This window comes from Barnesiella viscericola DSM 18177 (assembly GCF_000512915.1).
GTDB lineage: Bacteria > Bacteroidota > Bacteroidia > Bacteroidales > Barnesiellaceae > Barnesiella > Barnesiella viscericola.
In genome coordinates, this window is sequence record NZ_CP007034.1 from 42,989 (window position 1) to 59,888 (window position 16,900).

Consider the following 16,900-nt stretch of genomic DNA (forward strand, 5'->3'; position numbering starts at 1 on the left):
TATGAAAAGATACTTGCTGAATATTTTAGGACTGTTTTTCCCGATACTCCTGTGGGCCCAGGGCGGCCAATACGATGTAGTTATCGTAGGCGGAACGCCGGGAGGAATCATGACGGCCATTGCTGCCTCGCGCGAGGGGAAGACGGCCGTGATTTTGGAGCGGTCGGGCCACATCGGCGGATTGCCGGCCAACGGCCTCGGGGCTACCGATATATCTACCCGTGGGGCTACGACCGGGCTGTTTACCGAGTTTGTCGGTCATATACTGGATTATTATGTAGAAAAGTACGGCAAGGACTCCGAGCAGGTGAAGATGTGCAGCGACGGTTATCACTTCGAGCCCCATGTAGCCGCTTGGGTATTCGACCAGATGCTGGCACCCGAGAAGGAGCGGGTCACGGTATTGACGATGCGCCAGTTCGATGCAAAGCCCTCGAATGTGGTGATGGAGGGTGCCCAGATCAAGAGTATCCGAATCTATAACCGGGAGACGAAAAAAACGGAACAATACATCGGTAAGGTGTTTGTCGATGCTACTTACGAAGGCGACCTGGGGGCCGCTGCGGGTGTACCCTATTCGATAGGCCGGGAGAGTCGCGACGAATACAACGAGAAGGGTGCCGGTCGCCTGTATAAGTTGTGGCTGGGTCCCGAGCTGGAAGGGTCGACCTACGAGGGCGACGGCAATATCCAGGCCTATAACTATCGCTTGTGTCTCACCAACGACCCGGATAACCGCATCATGCCCGAAAAGCCGAAACGCTACAATCGCAAGGAGTTTCTCTCGCTGGTCGACGACGTATATAGCGGAACGTTTGCCGGGGTAGAGATGCTCGATGTTACCCCCGAGATGCAGGAGGCCAACCGGAAACATATCGAGAGCGGCGGTACAACCCAAATCCCGGGCGACCCCTGGGGTATTGCCAAGATTACCAATATGGTCGATTTGCCCAATCATAAGACCGATGCGAATAATCAGCATCTGGCACTCATCTCGACCGACCTCCCCGAGGAGAACTGGCAGTGGCCTACGGCCGATTGGAAGTGGCGCGACCGGTTTGCCCAACGGTTGAAGGAGTACACCCTGGGACTGTTGTGGTTTGCCCAAAACGATAAGGATTTGCCCGAGGCTTTCAAGGCCAATGTGCGGGAGTGGGGCTTGGCCAAAGACGAGTATCTCGACAATGACCACTTCCCGCGGCAGGTCTACGTGAGGGAGGGGCGCCGCTTGCATGGCAAACACTTCTTTACGGCCAACGATGCCTTGCCTGTGGCCGAAGGCTGTCGCCCGCCGCTCTATGCCAACAGCATTACGGCCAGCCACTATGCTCTCGATTCACATGCCGTGCACAAACGCGAAAAGGGAAAGATTGCCTTGGACGGGTTCTTCAATTACCGGGCTGCCGTGTATACGGTCCCATTCGGGGTGATTCTCCCCCAGAAGGTCGACAATCTGTTGATACCCGTACCGGCATCGGCTACCCACGTGGGCTTCTCGACCCTGCGCATGGAGCCCTGTTGGATGGCTTTGGGGCAGGCTGCCGGGATAGCGGCAGCACTCTCCATCAAACAGAACAAACCGGTCAAGGAGTTGGCCGTAGCCGATGTGCAGGAGGCTCTGGTCAAGGAGAAGGCGACACTGATCTATTTCAGGGACATATCGGTCGATAGTCCCGATTTCGAGATGATTCAATATATGGGATTGCGAGGCTACGTGACCGACTGGAATGCCAACCTCGATGCCCCGGTCGATGCGGCTACGGCCGAGCGTTGGAGCACGATGTCGGGTATCCGGATCGACCGGTTTGCCGGGAAGACCCGGGGTGAGATTCTGCGAGCCTTGTATAGCCTTATCAAATAGGTTGCGAGTAGTATGTGGTATCGCAGGATTTTAACCGCGGGATTATTGGTGGCGTGTACCTTGGGAGGCTTTGCTCAGGGAGTGGACGACATTTCACCGATGGCCATCTATAACGTGGGGCTGGTGGGGTGCGACACTTGCGGAGTGGCTGTACTGAACCACTTCTTGTCGACGGGCGAGGCGCGCTGTGTAGCCGTGTGGAGTCCCGACGAGGCTTGGAGCCGGGCTGTTAAAGAGGAGGTAGCTCCCCTTCAAAGCAAGGTTCCCGAGGTGTGTGCCGATTATGCCGATATGCTGGACCGTCGCGACCTGGATATTGTCCTTATCGTTCTGCCGGAGGCACAGGGGCTGCCACTATTCTTGCAGGCTTGTGATTACGACAAGAGTATCTATATCGAGTTGCCGATTCATCTGTCGGCCGAAGAGATAGCTCCGCTGGTAGAGGCTTCGCACACTACGTCGGGGGCGGTACAGGTGGGTTGCCACACAACGGATCCGGGTGAAACGGCCGGCCTCGTAGAAAACATGTTGTCTTATTTGAACGGACAGACCGACAGTCTGTCGTCTCCCATAGACAAGATTTCAGTTTCAGATAAATAAGATTTTTGTAAGTAATGGGTAAGGGGTGCGATAGAAACACTATCGCACCCCTTTTTTATATTGATTCCTGTGAGAGTGGAATCTCTCCGAATCAAGACAGTTTACTTCTTCGAGCGGTTGGCCGTACGGGTCATGGAGAAGGCTCGCTTGTAGAAGATGAAGATAGGTATGGTGGCACCCACGCCCAGCCCGAACAGTACGGAGGCAGTGGTGATACCGTTTTTGAAAATTTCGAGCAGGTAGTGAATGGCTTCGTTGTCGTTTCCGCTGCTTTGCAGAAATCTGATGAGCGAGAACACGGTGCGGTAGGCATACATACCCGGAATCATGGGGAGCAGTGCCGGAATGTAGAGCACGGTGGCCGGACAGAAAATGTGATACCCGGCAAGCAGGCTGAGCATTCCTATCGAAAAGGCTGCAATAAATGAGGCCGTGGCCAGATCGAGTCCGGCATAGTTCAACAGGACGAATCGAATGCTGTGCCCGATGGCGGCCAGCAGGGCGGCGTAAAGAATGGCCCGGCGGGGCGGGTTGGAGATGACCGCAAAACCTATGGCGGCGATGGCGGCTCCGATGGCGTCGGCAATGACCGAGCCCAATATTTGCCAATCGATCATAACAAGTTCCCTCCCATCATTAAAAGCGTAATGGACATGCCGAAGGCGATGCAGACTATCAACAGCAGGGCGTTGATAAGTCGGGCGGTACCGGCCAGCACGTGGCCCTCGATGATGTCGATGATGCCGTTAATCAAGGGCACACCCGGTATCAGATAGAGCACACTGGCACCGATGGCGATGTCGGGGGTGGTGCCCCACTGTTGCCACATGGTAATCGAGGCGATGAACGAGGCGACGAAGGCCGATATGGTGAACACGAAATAGTGGTTGATGTGGTGCTTGCCCAATACCTGTTTGAGGCGGAACCCGATGAGGGTGGCCACAAAGACGGCAGCCACGGCTACCCAGTCGCCGTTGAAGAGACGGCAGAACGAGGCGTTGGCAAATCCTACCAGAATCCACACGGCCCACGGGTTCATGCGCGGTTTGCCGGTGATGGTGTGGTATTTTTCCCAGAGTGTGTCGAGCGGGAGGTGGTTGTCGTAGGCCTCCCAACTGAGGGCACTCAACTCGGAGTTGAACTCGAAGTTGATGGCGCCCGATTTGGCGGTGCTGACCGTGCTGTATACATGGGCATTGTCCTTGCTTCGCAGGGTCATGCTGATGGTTTTGTGAAAGAGAGTCATGTGGGCTTCAAACCCGAACGACTCGGCGATGCGGGCTGTATTGCGTACGATGCGCGAGGTATGTACCCCCGATGCCATCAAACAGGTGGCATACTCCGTGAGGAATTGCGATACAGCTTTCAGTTCTTCGTGTACGTTGTTCACCTTAAAAAAATCCTATTGACCGTTTTCAGCGCGCAAAGTTACAAAAAGGCGCGCGCAGAAACAAATGAAAACACAGTTTGTGAATGGATTATGCCCAACCGGCATCTATTGTGGAATACCGAAGGACAGGTAGCGGGGCAATCGGGTGCAGACTCCCTTCCCGTTTCGGAAAAGAGGAAGGCCGCGTCGAACCCTTGGGAGGCTCGTCGCGGTCTTTGTTCTATGGCTCGTCGAGACAGCGTGTCGTATTGCCTCTCGACGTTATTTGCCCCACACGGTTTTGGCAATATTCTTCATCGTGACGATTTTGCTCCACATCATCTGCTCCGAGATGACGCTGTTGCCCAGGTTGTCCCGGAAGTCGCCCTGGCTGGTCAGGTGCAGCGATTCGAGGGGAATGAGTCGGGCGGCATTCTCGATGTGGAGAATGATGTTGCTGGTCGAGATGGGTTGGAGGCTCGTGGTCGAGATAAGCCCCAGAATCACCTCTTTGCCCTGGCAGTAGTTGAGGATAGAGAAGTCGATGTTCTCGTTTTCGCGGTTTCCGAATTCGAGGGCAATGGCATCGGCCCGGGTCGAGAAGAGCAGTTCGGCCATCTTCTCCTTGTCGCCCACTTTCCACCAGGGGTTGCGGAATTGCAGCGAGATGCACATGTCGTCGGGCTTCTGAGCCAGACAGGCCTCGGTGAGCTGGGCCGATGTGGCGATGAGCGAGTGGAGGTCGAGGTGAGCGGCCTGGGCCACCTGCTCGATGTTGCTGTCGCCGGTCAGGTTCCAGGCATAGTCGGTCAGTTGGAGGAACCGGCACCCCATGTCGTAGAACTCGTTGATGACCTTCTGATAGGTCTGGGCAATATCGTGAACGAGCAGTTCGATGTCGGGGTAATAGCGCCCCGTGTTGTAGCGGTTCTCGGGGCGGAGCAGCTCGGCCAGCAGCGTAGTGGGCGAGGGGAGCAGTGCCTTGGCATACATGTCGCCACCGATGATACCCGTCAGGTAGGTGAACCGCTGTGTCACCGGCGGGGTGGAGAGGAACGAGTTGTCAAAATCGATTTTACCCGAAACGACCGATTCGTTCGGCTCTTCGGGTTGGGGTGTTTCGAGTTTCGAGATATTTTCCAAGTGATGGAAAAAGTCAGTATAGTTGGTCGACTTGTAATCGCCGTCGGTTACACATTTCAAGCCAATCTCTTTGCATTTCTCAACAATACGATAAATCTCCTTGTCTTCGATTTCGTGCAGTTTGGCCGAGATCAGTTCACCCTCTTGATAGCGCTTGCGGGCCTCGGCCAGCGGCTCGGAGTAAACGAAGCTCCCGGTAATGTCTACACTGAAAGGAATTTTGTTTGCCATGATTCTTTCTATTTTTGAGTTAAATACTGTGTTGGCGGCATAAAATCGCCGTTGCCTATGGTTTCTTTTGCAAAAGCAAAAAGTGCATCTTCCTGAAAACTCTTTTGTACCGGCCTCCCGATCCGCGGAGAGGGCAGCTTTTGATCCATTCCGGGCAACCGGCAGGTCTTCTGACTTGTTCCCTTTTCAGACGCCTTCCCAATCGCGCTCCGATTAGTGGCATTGCAGTATGTGTCTGAAACCATCATGAACTTCACAGCAGCGGGCCTGTTCGGGATTTACACCCGATTCCCTTTTCATTGCTTTATCGGACCGATAAATGCAAACCGGTTACGGGGTGCAAAGTTATATTCTTTATTCTTATTTCACAATGTTTTTCAAAAAAAACTCTTATATCAAACCCGTTTCAGATTGCTTATCTTCTCGCATTGAGTAAGATTGATTGGTTGTGGCGTTCATTCATTCCGCACTCCTGAGTAGAATCCCGTTTGCCGGAAATTCCCCGTCTCGCTTGTTTGTGGACCCCGCATCGAGTCTACCTATCTTTTTGAAAATGAGTGAAAATATAATTGTAGTAATAGATTTTATTAGTTAAAAATATTTTAGTACATTTGTATCGAACTGAAAAATATCGGTTCCATTTATTTGAAATAATATAGCTCAACCGCTCTCGAATCACCACCTCGGAAGACTACGAGCTACGAACCAATACACGTTGGAAGTGTTGCCCTATTTGGGCGCAGACTTCCCATAGTGTATTGTGGCTTGTGGTGAGCCAGAGAGCGTATGGCGAGAGTCTGCGCTTTTCTTTTTTAGTTAAACGGTAGTCTTGCATTAGTAGTTTTACCGACTATATATTTAAAAGGACGACAGTATTAATCATTTAATTATGGAAATAAGTAATAATTGTAAAAAATGTGGTAGGCTTCTTAAAGAAGGTGAGGGGGTAAATGGTTTATGTGATAAATGCCTTACAGAACCATGGGACGCTGATGATAGTGCAGAATTGACAAATGCAGAAAGTGTATTACAAATAATGTCAACTATAATATTGATAATAGGAATTATTCTTTCTATCATACTTGCAGTCCAAACGACTAAAGATTTTAGTATGGAAGGTTTAGTAGGAACGATTGCAACATTGTTTTTTAGTATATGTTTTTGGGCTTTATCGTCATGCTTAATAAGTATATCTATGAATATTAGGAAAATAGCAAAAAAGAAAAGATGAGTATTATGGCAGAAATTCCAATATTCTTTTGGGTAATACGGCTTGGGTAAGGTTACATTTAGAGTAATAGACTCTTTGTGGACCCCGCATCGGGGTGCGGGGTGACACCCTCTGTCATACCGCGCTGCGACGCGGTATCCAAGAAAGGGTAGGGCTCGTCGTTCCACACACCTGAGCGGAATCCCGTTTGCCGGAAAATTCTCGTCTCGTTTGTTTGTGGACCCCGCATCGGGGTGCAGGGTGACTTGAAGCTGCTTTTAACTCCTTCTTGACAGGATACATAAAAGGAAAAGGCCATGCCGAAACCGGCATGGCCTTTTATCTTGGGATTAATGTTCAATCGCTTACTCCTCAATGGCAGCCTGTGCGGCAGCTACGCGGGCGATGGGCACACGGTAGGGGCTGCACGATACGTAGTTCATGCCCAGTTTGGCGCAGAACTTAACCGACGAGGGTTCGCCACCGTGTTCGCCGCAGATACCTACTTTGAGGCTCGGTTTGGTCGAACGGCCTTTCTCTACACCCATGCGGACGAGTTGGCCCACACCTTTCTGGTCGAGTACTTCGAACGGGTCGGTTTTGAGGATTCCCTTCTCTTTGTAGATTTTCAGGAACTTGCCGGCATCGTCGCGCGAGTAACCAAAGGTCATCTGCGTCAAGTCGTTGGTTCCGAACGAGAAGAAGTCGGCTACCTCGGCAATCTGGTCGGCCGTAACGGCAGCGCGGGGTACCTCGATCATCGTACCTACCTTGTAGGCTACCGTATCGCCACGCTCTTCAAATACTTGTGCGGCTACGCGGTTGATGACGTCGGCCTGCATGCGCAACTCTTCTACTACGCCTACGAGGGGCACCATGATTTCGGGGTGAACGTCGATGCCACGGGCTTTCACGTTGAGGGCAGCCTCGATGATGGCGCGGGCCTGCATCTCGGTAATCTCGGGATAGGTGCAACCCAGACGGCAGCCGCGGTGTCCCAGCATGGGGTTGAACTCGGCAAGCGAGTCGCAGGCGAGTTTCACCTCTTCGATGGTCATGCCCATCTCTTCAGCCAGCTCTTTCTGCGTAGCGAGTTGATGGGGTACGAACTCGTGCAAGGGGGGATCGAGCAGACGGATTGTCACGCCCAGACCGTCCATGGCCTCGAAGATACCTTCAAAGTCGCCACGTTGCATGGGCAACAGTTTGTCGAGTGCGTGGCGACGACCCTCTTCGTCTTTCGACAGAATCATTTCGCGCATGGCTTTGATGCGGTCGCCCTCGAAGAACATGTGCTCGGTACGGCACAGACCGATACCTTTGGCCCCGAACTTGCGGGCTACGGCAGCGTCGCGCGGGGTATCGGCGTTGGTGCGAACGTCGACTTTGGTGTATTTGTCGGCCAGGTTCATGATGGCTGCGAAATCGCCGCTCATGTCGGCGTCGACGGTAGGAACTTGTCCGTCGTATACTTCGCCGGTCGAACCGTTCAACGAAATCCAGTCGCCTTCCTTATAGAGTTTGCCACCCATTTCTACGGTGCGGGCCTTGTAGTCTACCTTGATTTCGCCGGCGCCCGATACGCAGCATTTACCCATACCGCGGGCTACTACGGCAGCGTGCGAGGTCATACCACCGCGGGCGGTGAGGATACCTTGTGCCACGTTCATACCGCGCAGGTCTTCGGGCGAGGTTTCGATACGTACCATAATCACTTTTTTACGCTTCTCGGCCCAAGCCTCGGCGTCGTCGGCGAAGAATACGATTTGTCCCGTGGCGGCACCCGGCGATGCGGGCAGACCTTTGGCAACGACTTTCACGCGTTTCACGGCGTCTTTGTCGAATACGGGGTGGAGCAGCTCGTCGAGCTTTTGAGCCTCCATGCGTTTCAGAGCGGTCTTCTCGTCGATGATTCCGGCACGGAGCATGTCCATGGCGATTTTTACCATGGCGGCACCGGTGCGTTTGCCGTTACGGGTTTGCAGCAACCACAATTTGCCATCTTGAATGGTAAATTCGAGGTCTTGCATATCTTTGAAATAGTCTTCGAGTTTCTGTTGGGTCTCGATGAGGTCTTTGGCGCACTCGGGCATCGACTCTTCGAGCGAGGGGTATTTGCTGGCGCGCTCCTCTTCGCTGATGCCTTGCAGGGCAGCCCAGCGGCGAGAGCCTTCGAGGGTAATCTGTTGGGGTGTGCGTACACCGGCAACCACGTCTTCGCCTTGTGCGTTGATGAGGTATTCGCCGTTGAAGATGTCCTCGCCGGTAGCGGCGTCGCGGGTGAAGGCTACACCGGTAGCCGAGGTGTTACCCATGTTACCGAATACCATGGCTTGTACGTTCACGGCCGTACCCCACTCTTCGGGAATCTGGTTCATGCGGCGGTAGAGAATGGCGCGCTCGTTCATCCAGCTGTCGAATACGGCGCAGATGGCACCCCACAGTTGCTCCCAGGGCGAGGTGGGGAAGTCTTTGCCGGTGTTCTCTTTTACGGCAGCCTTGAAGAGTTTTACCAGTTCTTTAAGGTCTTCTACCTGCAACTCGGTATCGCTCTTGATGCCTTTGGCCTCTTTCACTTTGTCCATTACCTCTTCAAAGGGGTCGATGTCTTCTTTGGTTTTGGGTTTCATGCCCAGTACCACGTCGCCGTACATCTGTACGAAACGGCGGTAGGAGTCCCAGGCGAAACGGGGATTGCCCGATTTCTTCGAGATGGCCTCGACGGCCTCGTCGTTCATACCCAAGTTGAGCACGGTGTCCATCATACCCGGCATGGAGACACGGGCACCCGAACGTACCGATACCAGCAGCGGGTTGGCGGCGTCGCCAAACTTCGTGCCGGTGAGGCTCTCGATGTGTGCGATGGCTTTCTCGACATCACCTTGAATTTCTTTAACAACGGCTTCGCGACCTTGTTGCGTATATGTGGTACAAACCTCGGTAGTGATGGTGAAGCCCGGGGGAACGGGAACACCGATCAGGTTCATTTCTGCCAAGTTGGCGCCTTTACCGCCCAGCAGGTTTTTCATGTCGGCACGGCCTTCTGCTTTGCCGTTGCCAAAAGTATAAACTCTTTTCATAAATAAATAAGTATATGATATTTGTATAATTTTGTTTTCGTATCCGGCTTTGTGGCCCAGGAGGAAAACCGGCATAAAACATTATGCAAAAATATAGGATTCGAGGAAACAACAAAAATATTTTGCTACAAATTTTAACGCTATATATTATTTGTTGGCCGTTGGTCGGCTCTTTCCTGGAAAATGCCTATCTTTGTTTCGTTTAACACTTTATTTGATTCTTTGTTTTGGCACGTAAAAAGAAAGAGCTCCCTTTGTTGGAGCAGATTGAGATAACCGGTGTGGCCGCCGAAGGGAAGGCGCTGGCACGGGTAAACGACTTGGTCGTGTTTGTCCCCTTTGCGGCACCTGGGGATATAGTCGATTTGCAGGTGACGCGCAAGAAACACAGTTATGCCGAGGCCCGCATCGTGAAGTTTCACGCCTATTCGCCGCTGCGGGTGCAGCCCTTTTGCGAACACTTCGGGGTGTGCGGCGGCTGCAAGTGGCAGCATGTGACCTACGACTTCCAGTTGCAGTTCAAGCGGCAGCAGGTCGAGGACAACCTCACCCGCATAGGCAAGATTCCCTTGCCCGAGGTGTTGCCCACGAAGGGATCGGCCAAGCAGCGGTTCTACCGCAACAAACTCGAATATTCGTTTTCCAACCGGTCGTGGTTGACCTACGAGCAGTTGCAGTCGGCCCAGGAGTTCGACTGCCGCAACGCGCTGGGATTCCACATACCGGGCATGTTCGACAAGGTGCTCGATATTAAGAAATGCTGGTTGCAGGACGACATCTCCAACCGCATACGACTCTCGATACGGCAGTTTGCCATCGACCACGATTACCCCTTCTTCGATTTGAAGGAGCAGACGGGGCTCATGCGCAACATGATTGTGCGCACCGCCTCGACGGGCGAGATTATGCTCATCGTCGTCTTTTTCGAGCCCGACATGGAGCGCATCGAGGCGCTGATGCAGCACATCGCCGACGAGTTTCCTCAAATCACGTCGCTCCTCTACATCATCAATCAGAAGCACAACGACACCATTACCGACCAGGAGGTACACCTGTACCGAGGTCGCGACTACATCTGGGAGAGCATGGAGGGGCTGCGGTTCAAAATCGGGCCCAAGTCGTTCTACCAGACCAACTCGGAGCAGGCCTACGAGCTCTACAAGGTGGCCCGCGAGTTTGCTTCCCTCACCGGCGACGAACTGGTCTACGACCTCTATACCGGCACCGGTACCATAGCCAATTTCGTGGCCCGGCAGTCGCGCAAGGTAATCGGCATCGAGTATGTGCCCGAGGCTATCGAGGACGCCAAGGAGAATGCCCGTATCAACGGGTTGGACAACACGCTGTTCTATGCCGGCGACATGAAGGATATCCTCACCGAGGAGTTCATCGGTGAGCATGGTCGCCCCGATGTCATCATTACCGACCCACCCCGTGCCGGCATGCACGACGATGTGATCAAGACCATCTTGTTTGCCGAGCCTCGTCGCATCGTCTATGTGAGTTGCAACCCGGCTACCCAGGCGCGCGACCTGTCGCTGCTCGATGTCAAGTATCGTGTAGAGCGGGTGCAGCCGGTCGATATGTTCCCCCACACCCACCACGTGGAGAATGTGGTGCTGTTGATGCGCAAGGAGGAGGAACCGGCCGAGGCATAAGAAAAACTACCGAGATAGTGAATACGGACGAAGCCCCGGAGTCATGAACTCCGGGGCTTCGTCGTGTATCTATGGTAGGGGATTAGCGTTGCTTCTCGTTCTCGCGAATCCATCGCATCACGTTGGCAGGCGGTCGCTGGTTGTCGAGCTCGCGTTTCATGAAATCCATGTAGGGAGCCACGTGTTTGAAAAACTGGTGGTATCCGGCACACAGGTAGTTTAGACCCGGTTCACCGGTAGCCGTCCGGGTAAAGCGGTTTTTGGGACACTCGCCGTGGCAGGCAAACAGGTAGTCACACTCTTTGCACTGTGTGGGCAGACTGTCGCGCTTGTTCTGCCCGAAGGCGACTTGTCGCGGACTGTTCATCATCTCGATGAGCGAGTGGGTGTAGATGTTGCCCAGTTTGTATTCGGGGAAGACAAAGTGGTCGCAACTGTACACGTCGCCGTTAAATTCCATCACGCCGGCATGGCCGCAGGTCTCGGCCATGGAGCAGACGCCCGGCATCACGCCCGCCCAGTTGGCGAGGGTGGCATCGAACAGCTGTATGAAGTATTCGCCCACGTCGTTTCGCACCCAGTCGTCGAAGAGGGTACAGAGAAAATTGCCCCACTGTTCGGGCGTGACCGAGAAGTCGGTTACCCCGTTGTGGGTCTCTTCGTCGGGAGCCGCCAAATGTCGGCCGTCGGCATGCGGGTTGATGCGCTCGACAATGGGGGTGAACTGGATATACTTGCAATGTATGTCTTTGAAAAAGTGATAGAAATCGAGCGGATAGTCGGCATTGAAATCGTTGATGACCGCCAGGGCATTCCACTCGACTCCATGCTTGTTGAGCAGGTTGATGCCCTGCATCACCTTCACGAAGGTGGGACGACCCTGTTTCGTGAGGCGGTATTCGTCGTGGAACTCCTGGGGACCGTCGATACTCACCCCCACCAGCCAGTTGTTCTCCTTGAAGAAGCGGCACCAGCTGTCGGTGAGCAGCGTGCCGTTGGTCTGAATGCTGTTCTCGATGACGCGGCCGCGTCCGTATTGCGCCTGCAACTTCACCACCTTTTGGTAAAAGTCGAGCGGGCGCATCAGCGTTTCGCCGCCGTGCCAGGTGAAGAGAATATGGTCGCTGGCCTGGCTCTCGATATACTCTTTGATGAATTTCTCCAACAGGCTCTCGCTCATGATGTGGCGGGGCGTGTCGTGGTAGAGTTTTGCCTTCTCGGTATAGTAGCAGTAGGTGCAGGCCAGGTTGCAGATCGATCCCACCGGCTTGGTCATGATATACATGATTCGGTCGAAGGGTGTATAGAGTGTCTTTTCCATAAAAGTCGTTTGTGTTGTGTGTTTATTTCGGTGGGTAAAGATAGTGAAAGGTGAGAGTAAAGTCAAATGGAAAACGAAGTTTTCGGTATTTGGCTTTGGTGTGTTGCTATCAGTTTTTGGTAAAGTGTGTAAAAAAAAGAGGGGGAGAGGCAAGAGGCAAGAGGAAATCAGGATATTTATTCTCTTCTTTCTCCTATCGGGGTATGAGGAGAAAGGGACGATAAATTTCTGTGTAGGCGTGTCGGATTTTTTTTGAGCCCGCTTTCTTGGGGGTACAGGATTTTAGTTCTATATTTGACGATTGTAGTTCTGGAAAATCAAAAAAAACAAGATACCGATGAAATACAGTCGATTTTTATGTGTGGGAGGCGGGCTGCTGGCTGCTGCCTTCCCGGTGTTGGCGCAGAAGAGCGACAAGCCTAACATTATTTTTATCCTGTGCGACGACATGGGCTATGGCGACCTGGGGTGTTACGGACAGCCATATATCGATACCCCCAATCTCGACCGCATGGCCTCGGAGGGCATGCGGTTTACCCAGGCCTATTCGGGCAGTCCCGTGAGTGCCCCTTCGCGGGCCAGTATCATGACGGGGCAGCACTCGGGGCACGGCGAGGTGCGCGGCAACAAGGAGTATTGGCCCGAGAGCGGCGAGGTGCGTTATGGCATCAATACCGACTATGCCGTGGTGGGGCAGCACCCCTACGACCCCAATCATGTGGTCTTAACCGAGGTGATGAAGGACAATGGCTACACGACCGGCATGTTCGGCAAGTGGGCCGGCGGTTATGAAGGTTCGGTCTCTACCCCCGACAAGCGTGGAGTCGACGAGTTTTTCGGCTACATCTGCCAGTTTCAGGCTCACCTCTACTATCCCAACTTCTTGAACCGCTACAACCCGGCTTTGGGCGACACAGCCACGGTACGGGTCACGCTCGACGAGAATATCCGGTATCCCATGTGGGGGGCCGGTTATGAATTGCGCAAGCAGTACTCGGCCGACCTCATTCACCGGGCTGCGCTCGATTGGCTCGACCGACAGTCGGCCGACCAACCCTTCTTCGGCTACTTTACCTACACCTTGCCTCACGCCGAACTGGTGCAACCCGAGGATTCCATCTTGAACAAATATCGAGAACGGTTGGGCGACAAGGGTGTCTATACCGGCAGCTATTGGAGCCGCTACAACCCGGTGACCCACACTCATGCCCAGTTTGCCGCCATGATCGAGCGGCTCGACAAGTATGTGGGCGAGGTGTTGGCCAAGCTCAAAGAGAAGGGGCTTGACGAGAATACGATTGTCATCTTTTCGTCGGATAACGGTCCTCACGAAGAGGGGGGGGCCGACCCCACATTCTTTGGTCGTGACGGTAAGTTGAAAGGGTTGAAACGTTCGTGCCACGAAGGGGGTATTCGCATTCCGTTCATCGTGCGCTGGCCGGGCCACGTGCCGGTATCGGTCAACGACCATCAATTGGCTTTCTACGATATTCTGCCCACCTTCTGCGACCTCACGGGTATGAAGAATTATGAGAAACGGTATGCGAAGGGGCAATCCAATTATTTCGACGGACTCTCCTTCGCACCTACCTTGCTGGGTAAGGACAAGAAACAGAAGCAGCACGATTTCCTCTACTGGGAGTTCTGCGAGACCGACCAGATAGCCGTGCGTCAAGGCGACTGGAAACTCTTCATTGAGAAGGGCGAGTGTCACCTATACAACCTGGCCGACGACATTCACGAAGACCACGACCTGGCCGCACAATACCCCGAGCGGGTAGAGGCCATGAAACAGATTGTTTTTGAACAGCACGTCGATAATCCCTATTTCAAGGTGACGCTGCCGCAATAGTCGGGTGAGGGTGGGGCGATGCTCCACCGCTTGACAGGCCGGATAATAATGGAAAGGGCTGTACTCTCCCGAGCACAGCCTCTCTATTTTCAGTTGAGGAATTGTATAGTTATTTTTTCTTTTGGGTGGTGATGAGGAGGACTTTGTCATTGTCCTTGGCCCCATATCTCTTTTTGGCTTCTTTACTTTTCACCACCTTGATGCTGGCAATGTGATCCGGGGGTAGTTGGCTGAACTCTCTTTCCGAGCTTCTTTTGCCGTCGATGATGTAGATGATATGGGGTATCGGTTTGAAGTATTTTGATACCGAATCGGTATTTACGATTCGGGTCGAGAGGGCATTGATACCTTTTTCGTCGATGGCTCGGGTGATGGAGTCGGCATTGGCTCTTATCCGGGTCGAGAGGGAATCGATGCGAGCTATGGCTTCGGGCGAGAATTCTTTTCCCTCTTTGGTGATGGTCACCTTTGCACGAATGGAGTCGGACAGGGCTCTTACCTGTTGCTGCCAATCCTGCAAGGAGGAATTTTGCGAATGGATAATGATTGTATTCTCTCCATTGTCGTTGCCGTTGAGTATCGAGATGTTTCCGACTTGTCCCGATAGGTTGAGCTTTTCCATATCCTCGGCCGAGATCTCCTTGCCGTTGATGATATAGGAGAACTTGCCTGTCGAGAGATTGTCTATCACTTCGGCCGGGACTTTCTTCCCGTTGATGACGTAGTAGCTTGTTTGGGAGCCCTGTTTCCCGTCGTTCGAGAGGGTTATTTTCATCGGTTGGGTCTCGTCCTCCTCTTTCGTATTGATGAGCAGGACGCCCCCTTGGGCTTCGTCGCCATATTTCTCAACGGCCGCTTTCCCTTTGAGAACCGTGACACTCTTTATCTGGTCGGCTGAGAGTCGGTCGACCTCTTCGCGGGAGACTTTCTTGCCGTCAATGATGCAAAGTGCACTGTCCATCGATGCCGGTTTGCCGTTCTCGGTGACTTGAATACGCAGATTGTTGCCGGTTGAGTCGTTCGACTCATCGAGGTTGACGTTCAGACCGTTTGTCTGGGTCGACTCATCGGCTGCGGTGATGGTGATTGTCTGGAAGTTGGTGGTCGACTGTTCATCGGCCGGGTCGAGCAGGGCCAGCAGGTCGGTCGAGGCGATTTCGTCGAGACGGTCCGATACTTCGGGTCGGGCAAATACCGTAACGGTGCAGAGGGCGACGGGTATCACATAGAGATATTTCCAGATCGCTTTGTGGGGAGATTTCTTTTTAAGCATCATGGTAATACGTTTATTAAGTTTATTGTGATTGAAATGGTTGGTCACGCAGTAGAATTTCGAGCCTACCGACCGTTTGATGAGCAGCAGCTGGTATTGCTTGGCGTCGATCCCCTGAGCTAGTACATCGGCATCGGCTTCGTATTCGTGCACGGTTTGCAGTTCGCGTTTCAGCAGCCAGGCGGCGGGATTGAACCATTGCAACCCGGTACAGAGGTCGGCTGCCAGCAGGTCGAAGGAGTGGTGCTTGTGTATGTGTGCCGCCTCGTGTAGCAGAATCTCGCGGCTGTGGGTGGCATAGTCGGCCTCGGAGAGTACGATATAGCCGAACCAGCTGAACGGTGCGATGCGCTGGGGCAGGACGATGATAGGTCGGCCTTCGTCGTCGGTCACCCGGCGGCCGCCCCGCAGGAGTCGCCACAGGCGTACGATGGTCACCAGATAGCGGGCGACGAAGAACATCACTCCCGTCCAGTAGAGGATTACCGCAACCATAAGGGCTATGGGCATCGGGGTGGCTGTTGTTTCGACCACGTCGGTCATGTAGCTGAAAGCCGACAGATTGTCGAGCATCAAGACGGTAGCGGGGGCCACACTTTCGCTTGCGGGAGCCAACAGCGACAGATGGCACAGCGGCAGCACAAACGAGAGGGGAATGAGGCCGAGCAGGGCTACCCGGTTGTAGCGGTAGAAGGTCTCCTTGCTCAGCAGAATGCTGTAAAAGAGATAGAGCAGAGCCAGGCAAACGGCTGCTTGCAAGATGTAGACGAAAAATGCACTCATGGTCTGACGGTTTTATGATTCATGACCCCGTTCTACTTTCTCGATGAGCTCTTTCAACTCGTTCAGTGAGATGTCTTCCTCTTCAATGAGCGACGAGACCACGCCCAGGTAGGAGTTGTTGAAATATTTTCGTACCACCTGTTTCAAGGTACTTTTCCTGAACTCCTCTTCGCTCACGGTGGCGTAGTACTGGTAGGTCTTGCCATAGGCTTTGTGCGACAGGTAGCCCTTCTCTTCGAGCCCCCGTACGATGGTCGACAGGGTGTTGAAGTGGGGTTTGGGTTCGTCGTAGAAATCGAGCAGTTCTTTCACGAACAGCGGCCCTTTGAGCCAAAAGTAGTTCATGATTTCTTCTTCTTTTGCAGTAAGTCCTTTCATGGTTTTCTGTTTTTGTCGATACAAATAAACTAAAAGTTTTAGTTGTTCAACTAATATTTATAGTTAATAAAACTAAACAATATAGTTTTATCACTATAATTCATAGTTTATATAGGTTTGAAACGAAAAGCGGCAACCGGT

The 16,900-nt window shown here is 53.1% G+C and carries 12 protein-coding genes and 1 riboswitch; of the genes, 5 read left to right on the forward strand and 7 right to left on the reverse strand.

Features of this window, described 5'->3' with window-relative positions:
* Position 1 precedes the first annotated feature (1 nt).
* Together BARVI_RS00130 and BARVI_RS00135 are read left to right on the forward strand one after the other, a co-directional pair.
* Positions 2-1,861, forward strand: coding sequence for an FAD-dependent oxidoreductase (locus tag BARVI_RS00130; protein WP_025277260.1), 1,860 nt, complete (start codon positions 2-4; stop codon positions 1,859-1,861).
* A 12-nt stretch (positions 1,862-1,873) separates the two neighbouring features.
* Positions 1,874-2,461 (forward strand): Gfo/Idh/MocA family oxidoreductase, encoded by a 588-nt coding sequence (locus tag BARVI_RS00135; RefSeq protein ID WP_084546938.1) that lies wholly within the window; start codon positions 1,874-1,876, stop codon positions 2,459-2,461.
* Between the two features lie 101 nt (positions 2,462-2,562).
* Here BARVI_RS00135 and BARVI_RS00140 read toward each other — a convergent pair whose 3' ends face one another.
* From BARVI_RS00140 to BARVI_RS00150, 3 genes are all read right to left on the reverse strand, one after another.
* Positions 2,563-3,078, reverse strand: a complete 516-nt coding sequence (locus tag BARVI_RS00140; protein ID WP_038534203.1) for a threonine/serine exporter family protein — start codon at positions 3,076-3,078, stop codon at positions 2,563-2,565.
* Positions 3,075-3,851: a threonine/serine exporter family protein gene (locus BARVI_RS00145; protein WP_025277263.1), complete on the reverse strand. Its 777-nt coding sequence runs from the start codon at positions 3,849-3,851 to the stop codon at positions 3,075-3,077. The genes BARVI_RS00140 and BARVI_RS00145 overlap by 4 nt, the downstream gene beginning before the upstream one ends.
* Positions 3,852-4,112: 261 nt before the next feature.
* Positions 4,113-5,204: a uroporphyrinogen decarboxylase/cobalamine-independent methonine synthase family protein gene (locus tag BARVI_RS00150; protein WP_025277264.1), complete on the reverse strand. Its 1,092-nt coding sequence runs from the start codon at positions 5,202-5,204 to the stop codon at positions 4,113-4,115.
* A 143-nt stretch (positions 5,205-5,347) separates the two neighbouring features.
* Positions 5,348-5,550: riboswitch (cobalamin riboswitch) on the reverse strand.
* Positions 5,551-6,093: 543 nt separating this feature from the next.
* Between BARVI_RS00150 and BARVI_RS13290 the strand changes: the two genes are divergently transcribed.
* Positions 6,094-6,435 carry a hypothetical protein gene (locus BARVI_RS13290; protein ID WP_157232425.1) on the forward strand — a complete coding sequence of 114 codons (342 nt, stop codon included), beginning with the start codon at positions 6,094-6,096 and terminating at the stop codon, positions 6,433-6,435.
* Positions 6,436-6,779: 344 nt separating this feature from the next.
* Here the strand turns inward: BARVI_RS13290 and ppdK are convergent, their stop codons facing one another.
* Positions 6,780-9,494 carry a pyruvate, phosphate dikinase gene (gene ppdK, locus BARVI_RS00155; protein ID WP_025277265.1) on the reverse strand — a complete coding sequence of 905 codons (2,715 nt, stop codon included), beginning with the start codon at positions 9,492-9,494 and terminating at the stop codon, positions 6,780-6,782.
* 227 nt (positions 9,495-9,721) lie between these two features.
* On the opposite strand from ppdK, the gene rlmD reads away from it, so the two are divergent.
* A complete protein-coding gene (gene rlmD / locus BARVI_RS00160) occupies positions 9,722-11,152 on the forward strand; it encodes a 23S rRNA (uracil(1939)-C(5))-methyltransferase RlmD (protein WP_025277266.1) in 1,431 nt (476 codons plus the stop codon).
* Between the two features lie 82 nt (positions 11,153-11,234).
* Here rlmD and BARVI_RS00165 read toward each other — a convergent pair whose 3' ends face one another.
* Positions 11,235-12,473 (reverse strand): anaerobic sulfatase-maturation protein, encoded by a 1,239-nt coding sequence (locus BARVI_RS00165; RefSeq protein ID WP_025277267.1) that lies wholly within the window; start codon positions 12,471-12,473, stop codon positions 11,235-11,237.
* 337 nt (positions 12,474-12,810) lie between these two features.
* Here BARVI_RS00165 and BARVI_RS00175 point away from each other — a divergent pair, with 337 nt between their 5' ends.
* On the forward strand, positions 12,811-14,325 hold the full coding sequence (locus tag BARVI_RS00175) for an arylsulfatase (RefSeq protein WP_025277269.1): 1,515 nt from the start codon (positions 12,811-12,813) through the stop codon (positions 14,323-14,325).
* 109 nt (positions 14,326-14,434) lie between these two features.
* Here the strand turns inward: BARVI_RS00175 and BARVI_RS00180 are convergent, their stop codons facing one another.
* Both BARVI_RS00180 and BARVI_RS00185 read right to left on the reverse strand, forming a co-directional pair.
* Positions 14,435-16,381: a M56 family metallopeptidase gene (locus BARVI_RS00180; protein ID WP_025277270.1), complete on the reverse strand. Its 1,947-nt coding sequence runs from the start codon at positions 16,379-16,381 to the stop codon at positions 14,435-14,437.
* 12 nt (positions 16,382-16,393) lie between these two features.
* Entirely contained in the window at positions 16,394-16,759 is a 366-nt protein-coding gene (locus tag BARVI_RS00185; RefSeq protein ID WP_025277271.1) for a BlaI/MecI/CopY family transcriptional regulator, read from the reverse strand.
* Positions 16,760-16,900: the final 141 nt, after the last annotated feature.

Coding starts and splice junctions, on each gene's coding strand:
- BARVI_RS00130 (WP_025277260.1), top strand. CDS start 2: ATGAAAAGATACTTGCTGAATATTTTAGGACTGTTTTTCCCGATACTC.
- BARVI_RS00135 (WP_084546938.1), top strand. CDS start 1,874: ATGTGGTATCGCAGGATTTTAACCGCGGGATTATTGGTGGCGTGTACC.
- BARVI_RS00140 (WP_038534203.1), bottom strand. CDS start 3,078: ATGATCGATTGGCAAATATTGGGCTCGGTCATTGCCGACGCCATCGGA.
- BARVI_RS00150 (WP_025277264.1), bottom strand. CDS start 5,204: ATGGCAAACAAAATTCCTTTCAGTGTAGACATTACCGGGAGCTTCGTT.
- BARVI_RS13290 (WP_157232425.1), top strand. CDS start 6,094: ATGGAAATAAGTAATAATTGTAAAAAATGTGGTAGGCTTCTTAAAGAA.
- ppdK (WP_025277265.1), bottom strand. CDS start 9,494: ATGAAAAGAGTTTATACTTTTGGCAACGGCAAAGCAGAAGGCCGTGCC.
- BARVI_RS00165 (WP_025277267.1), bottom strand. CDS start 12,473: ATGGAAAAGACACTCTATACACCCTTCGACCGAATCATGTATATCATG.
- BARVI_RS00175 (WP_025277269.1), top strand. CDS start 12,811: ATGAAATACAGTCGATTTTTATGTGTGGGAGGCGGGCTGCTGGCTGCT.
- BARVI_RS00180 (WP_025277270.1), bottom strand. CDS start 16,381: ATGAGTGCATTTTTCGTCTACATCTTGCAAGCAGCCGTTTGCCTGGCT.
- BARVI_RS00185 (WP_025277271.1), bottom strand. CDS start 16,759: ATGAAAGGACTTACTGCAAAAGAAGAAGAAATCATGAACTACTTTTGG.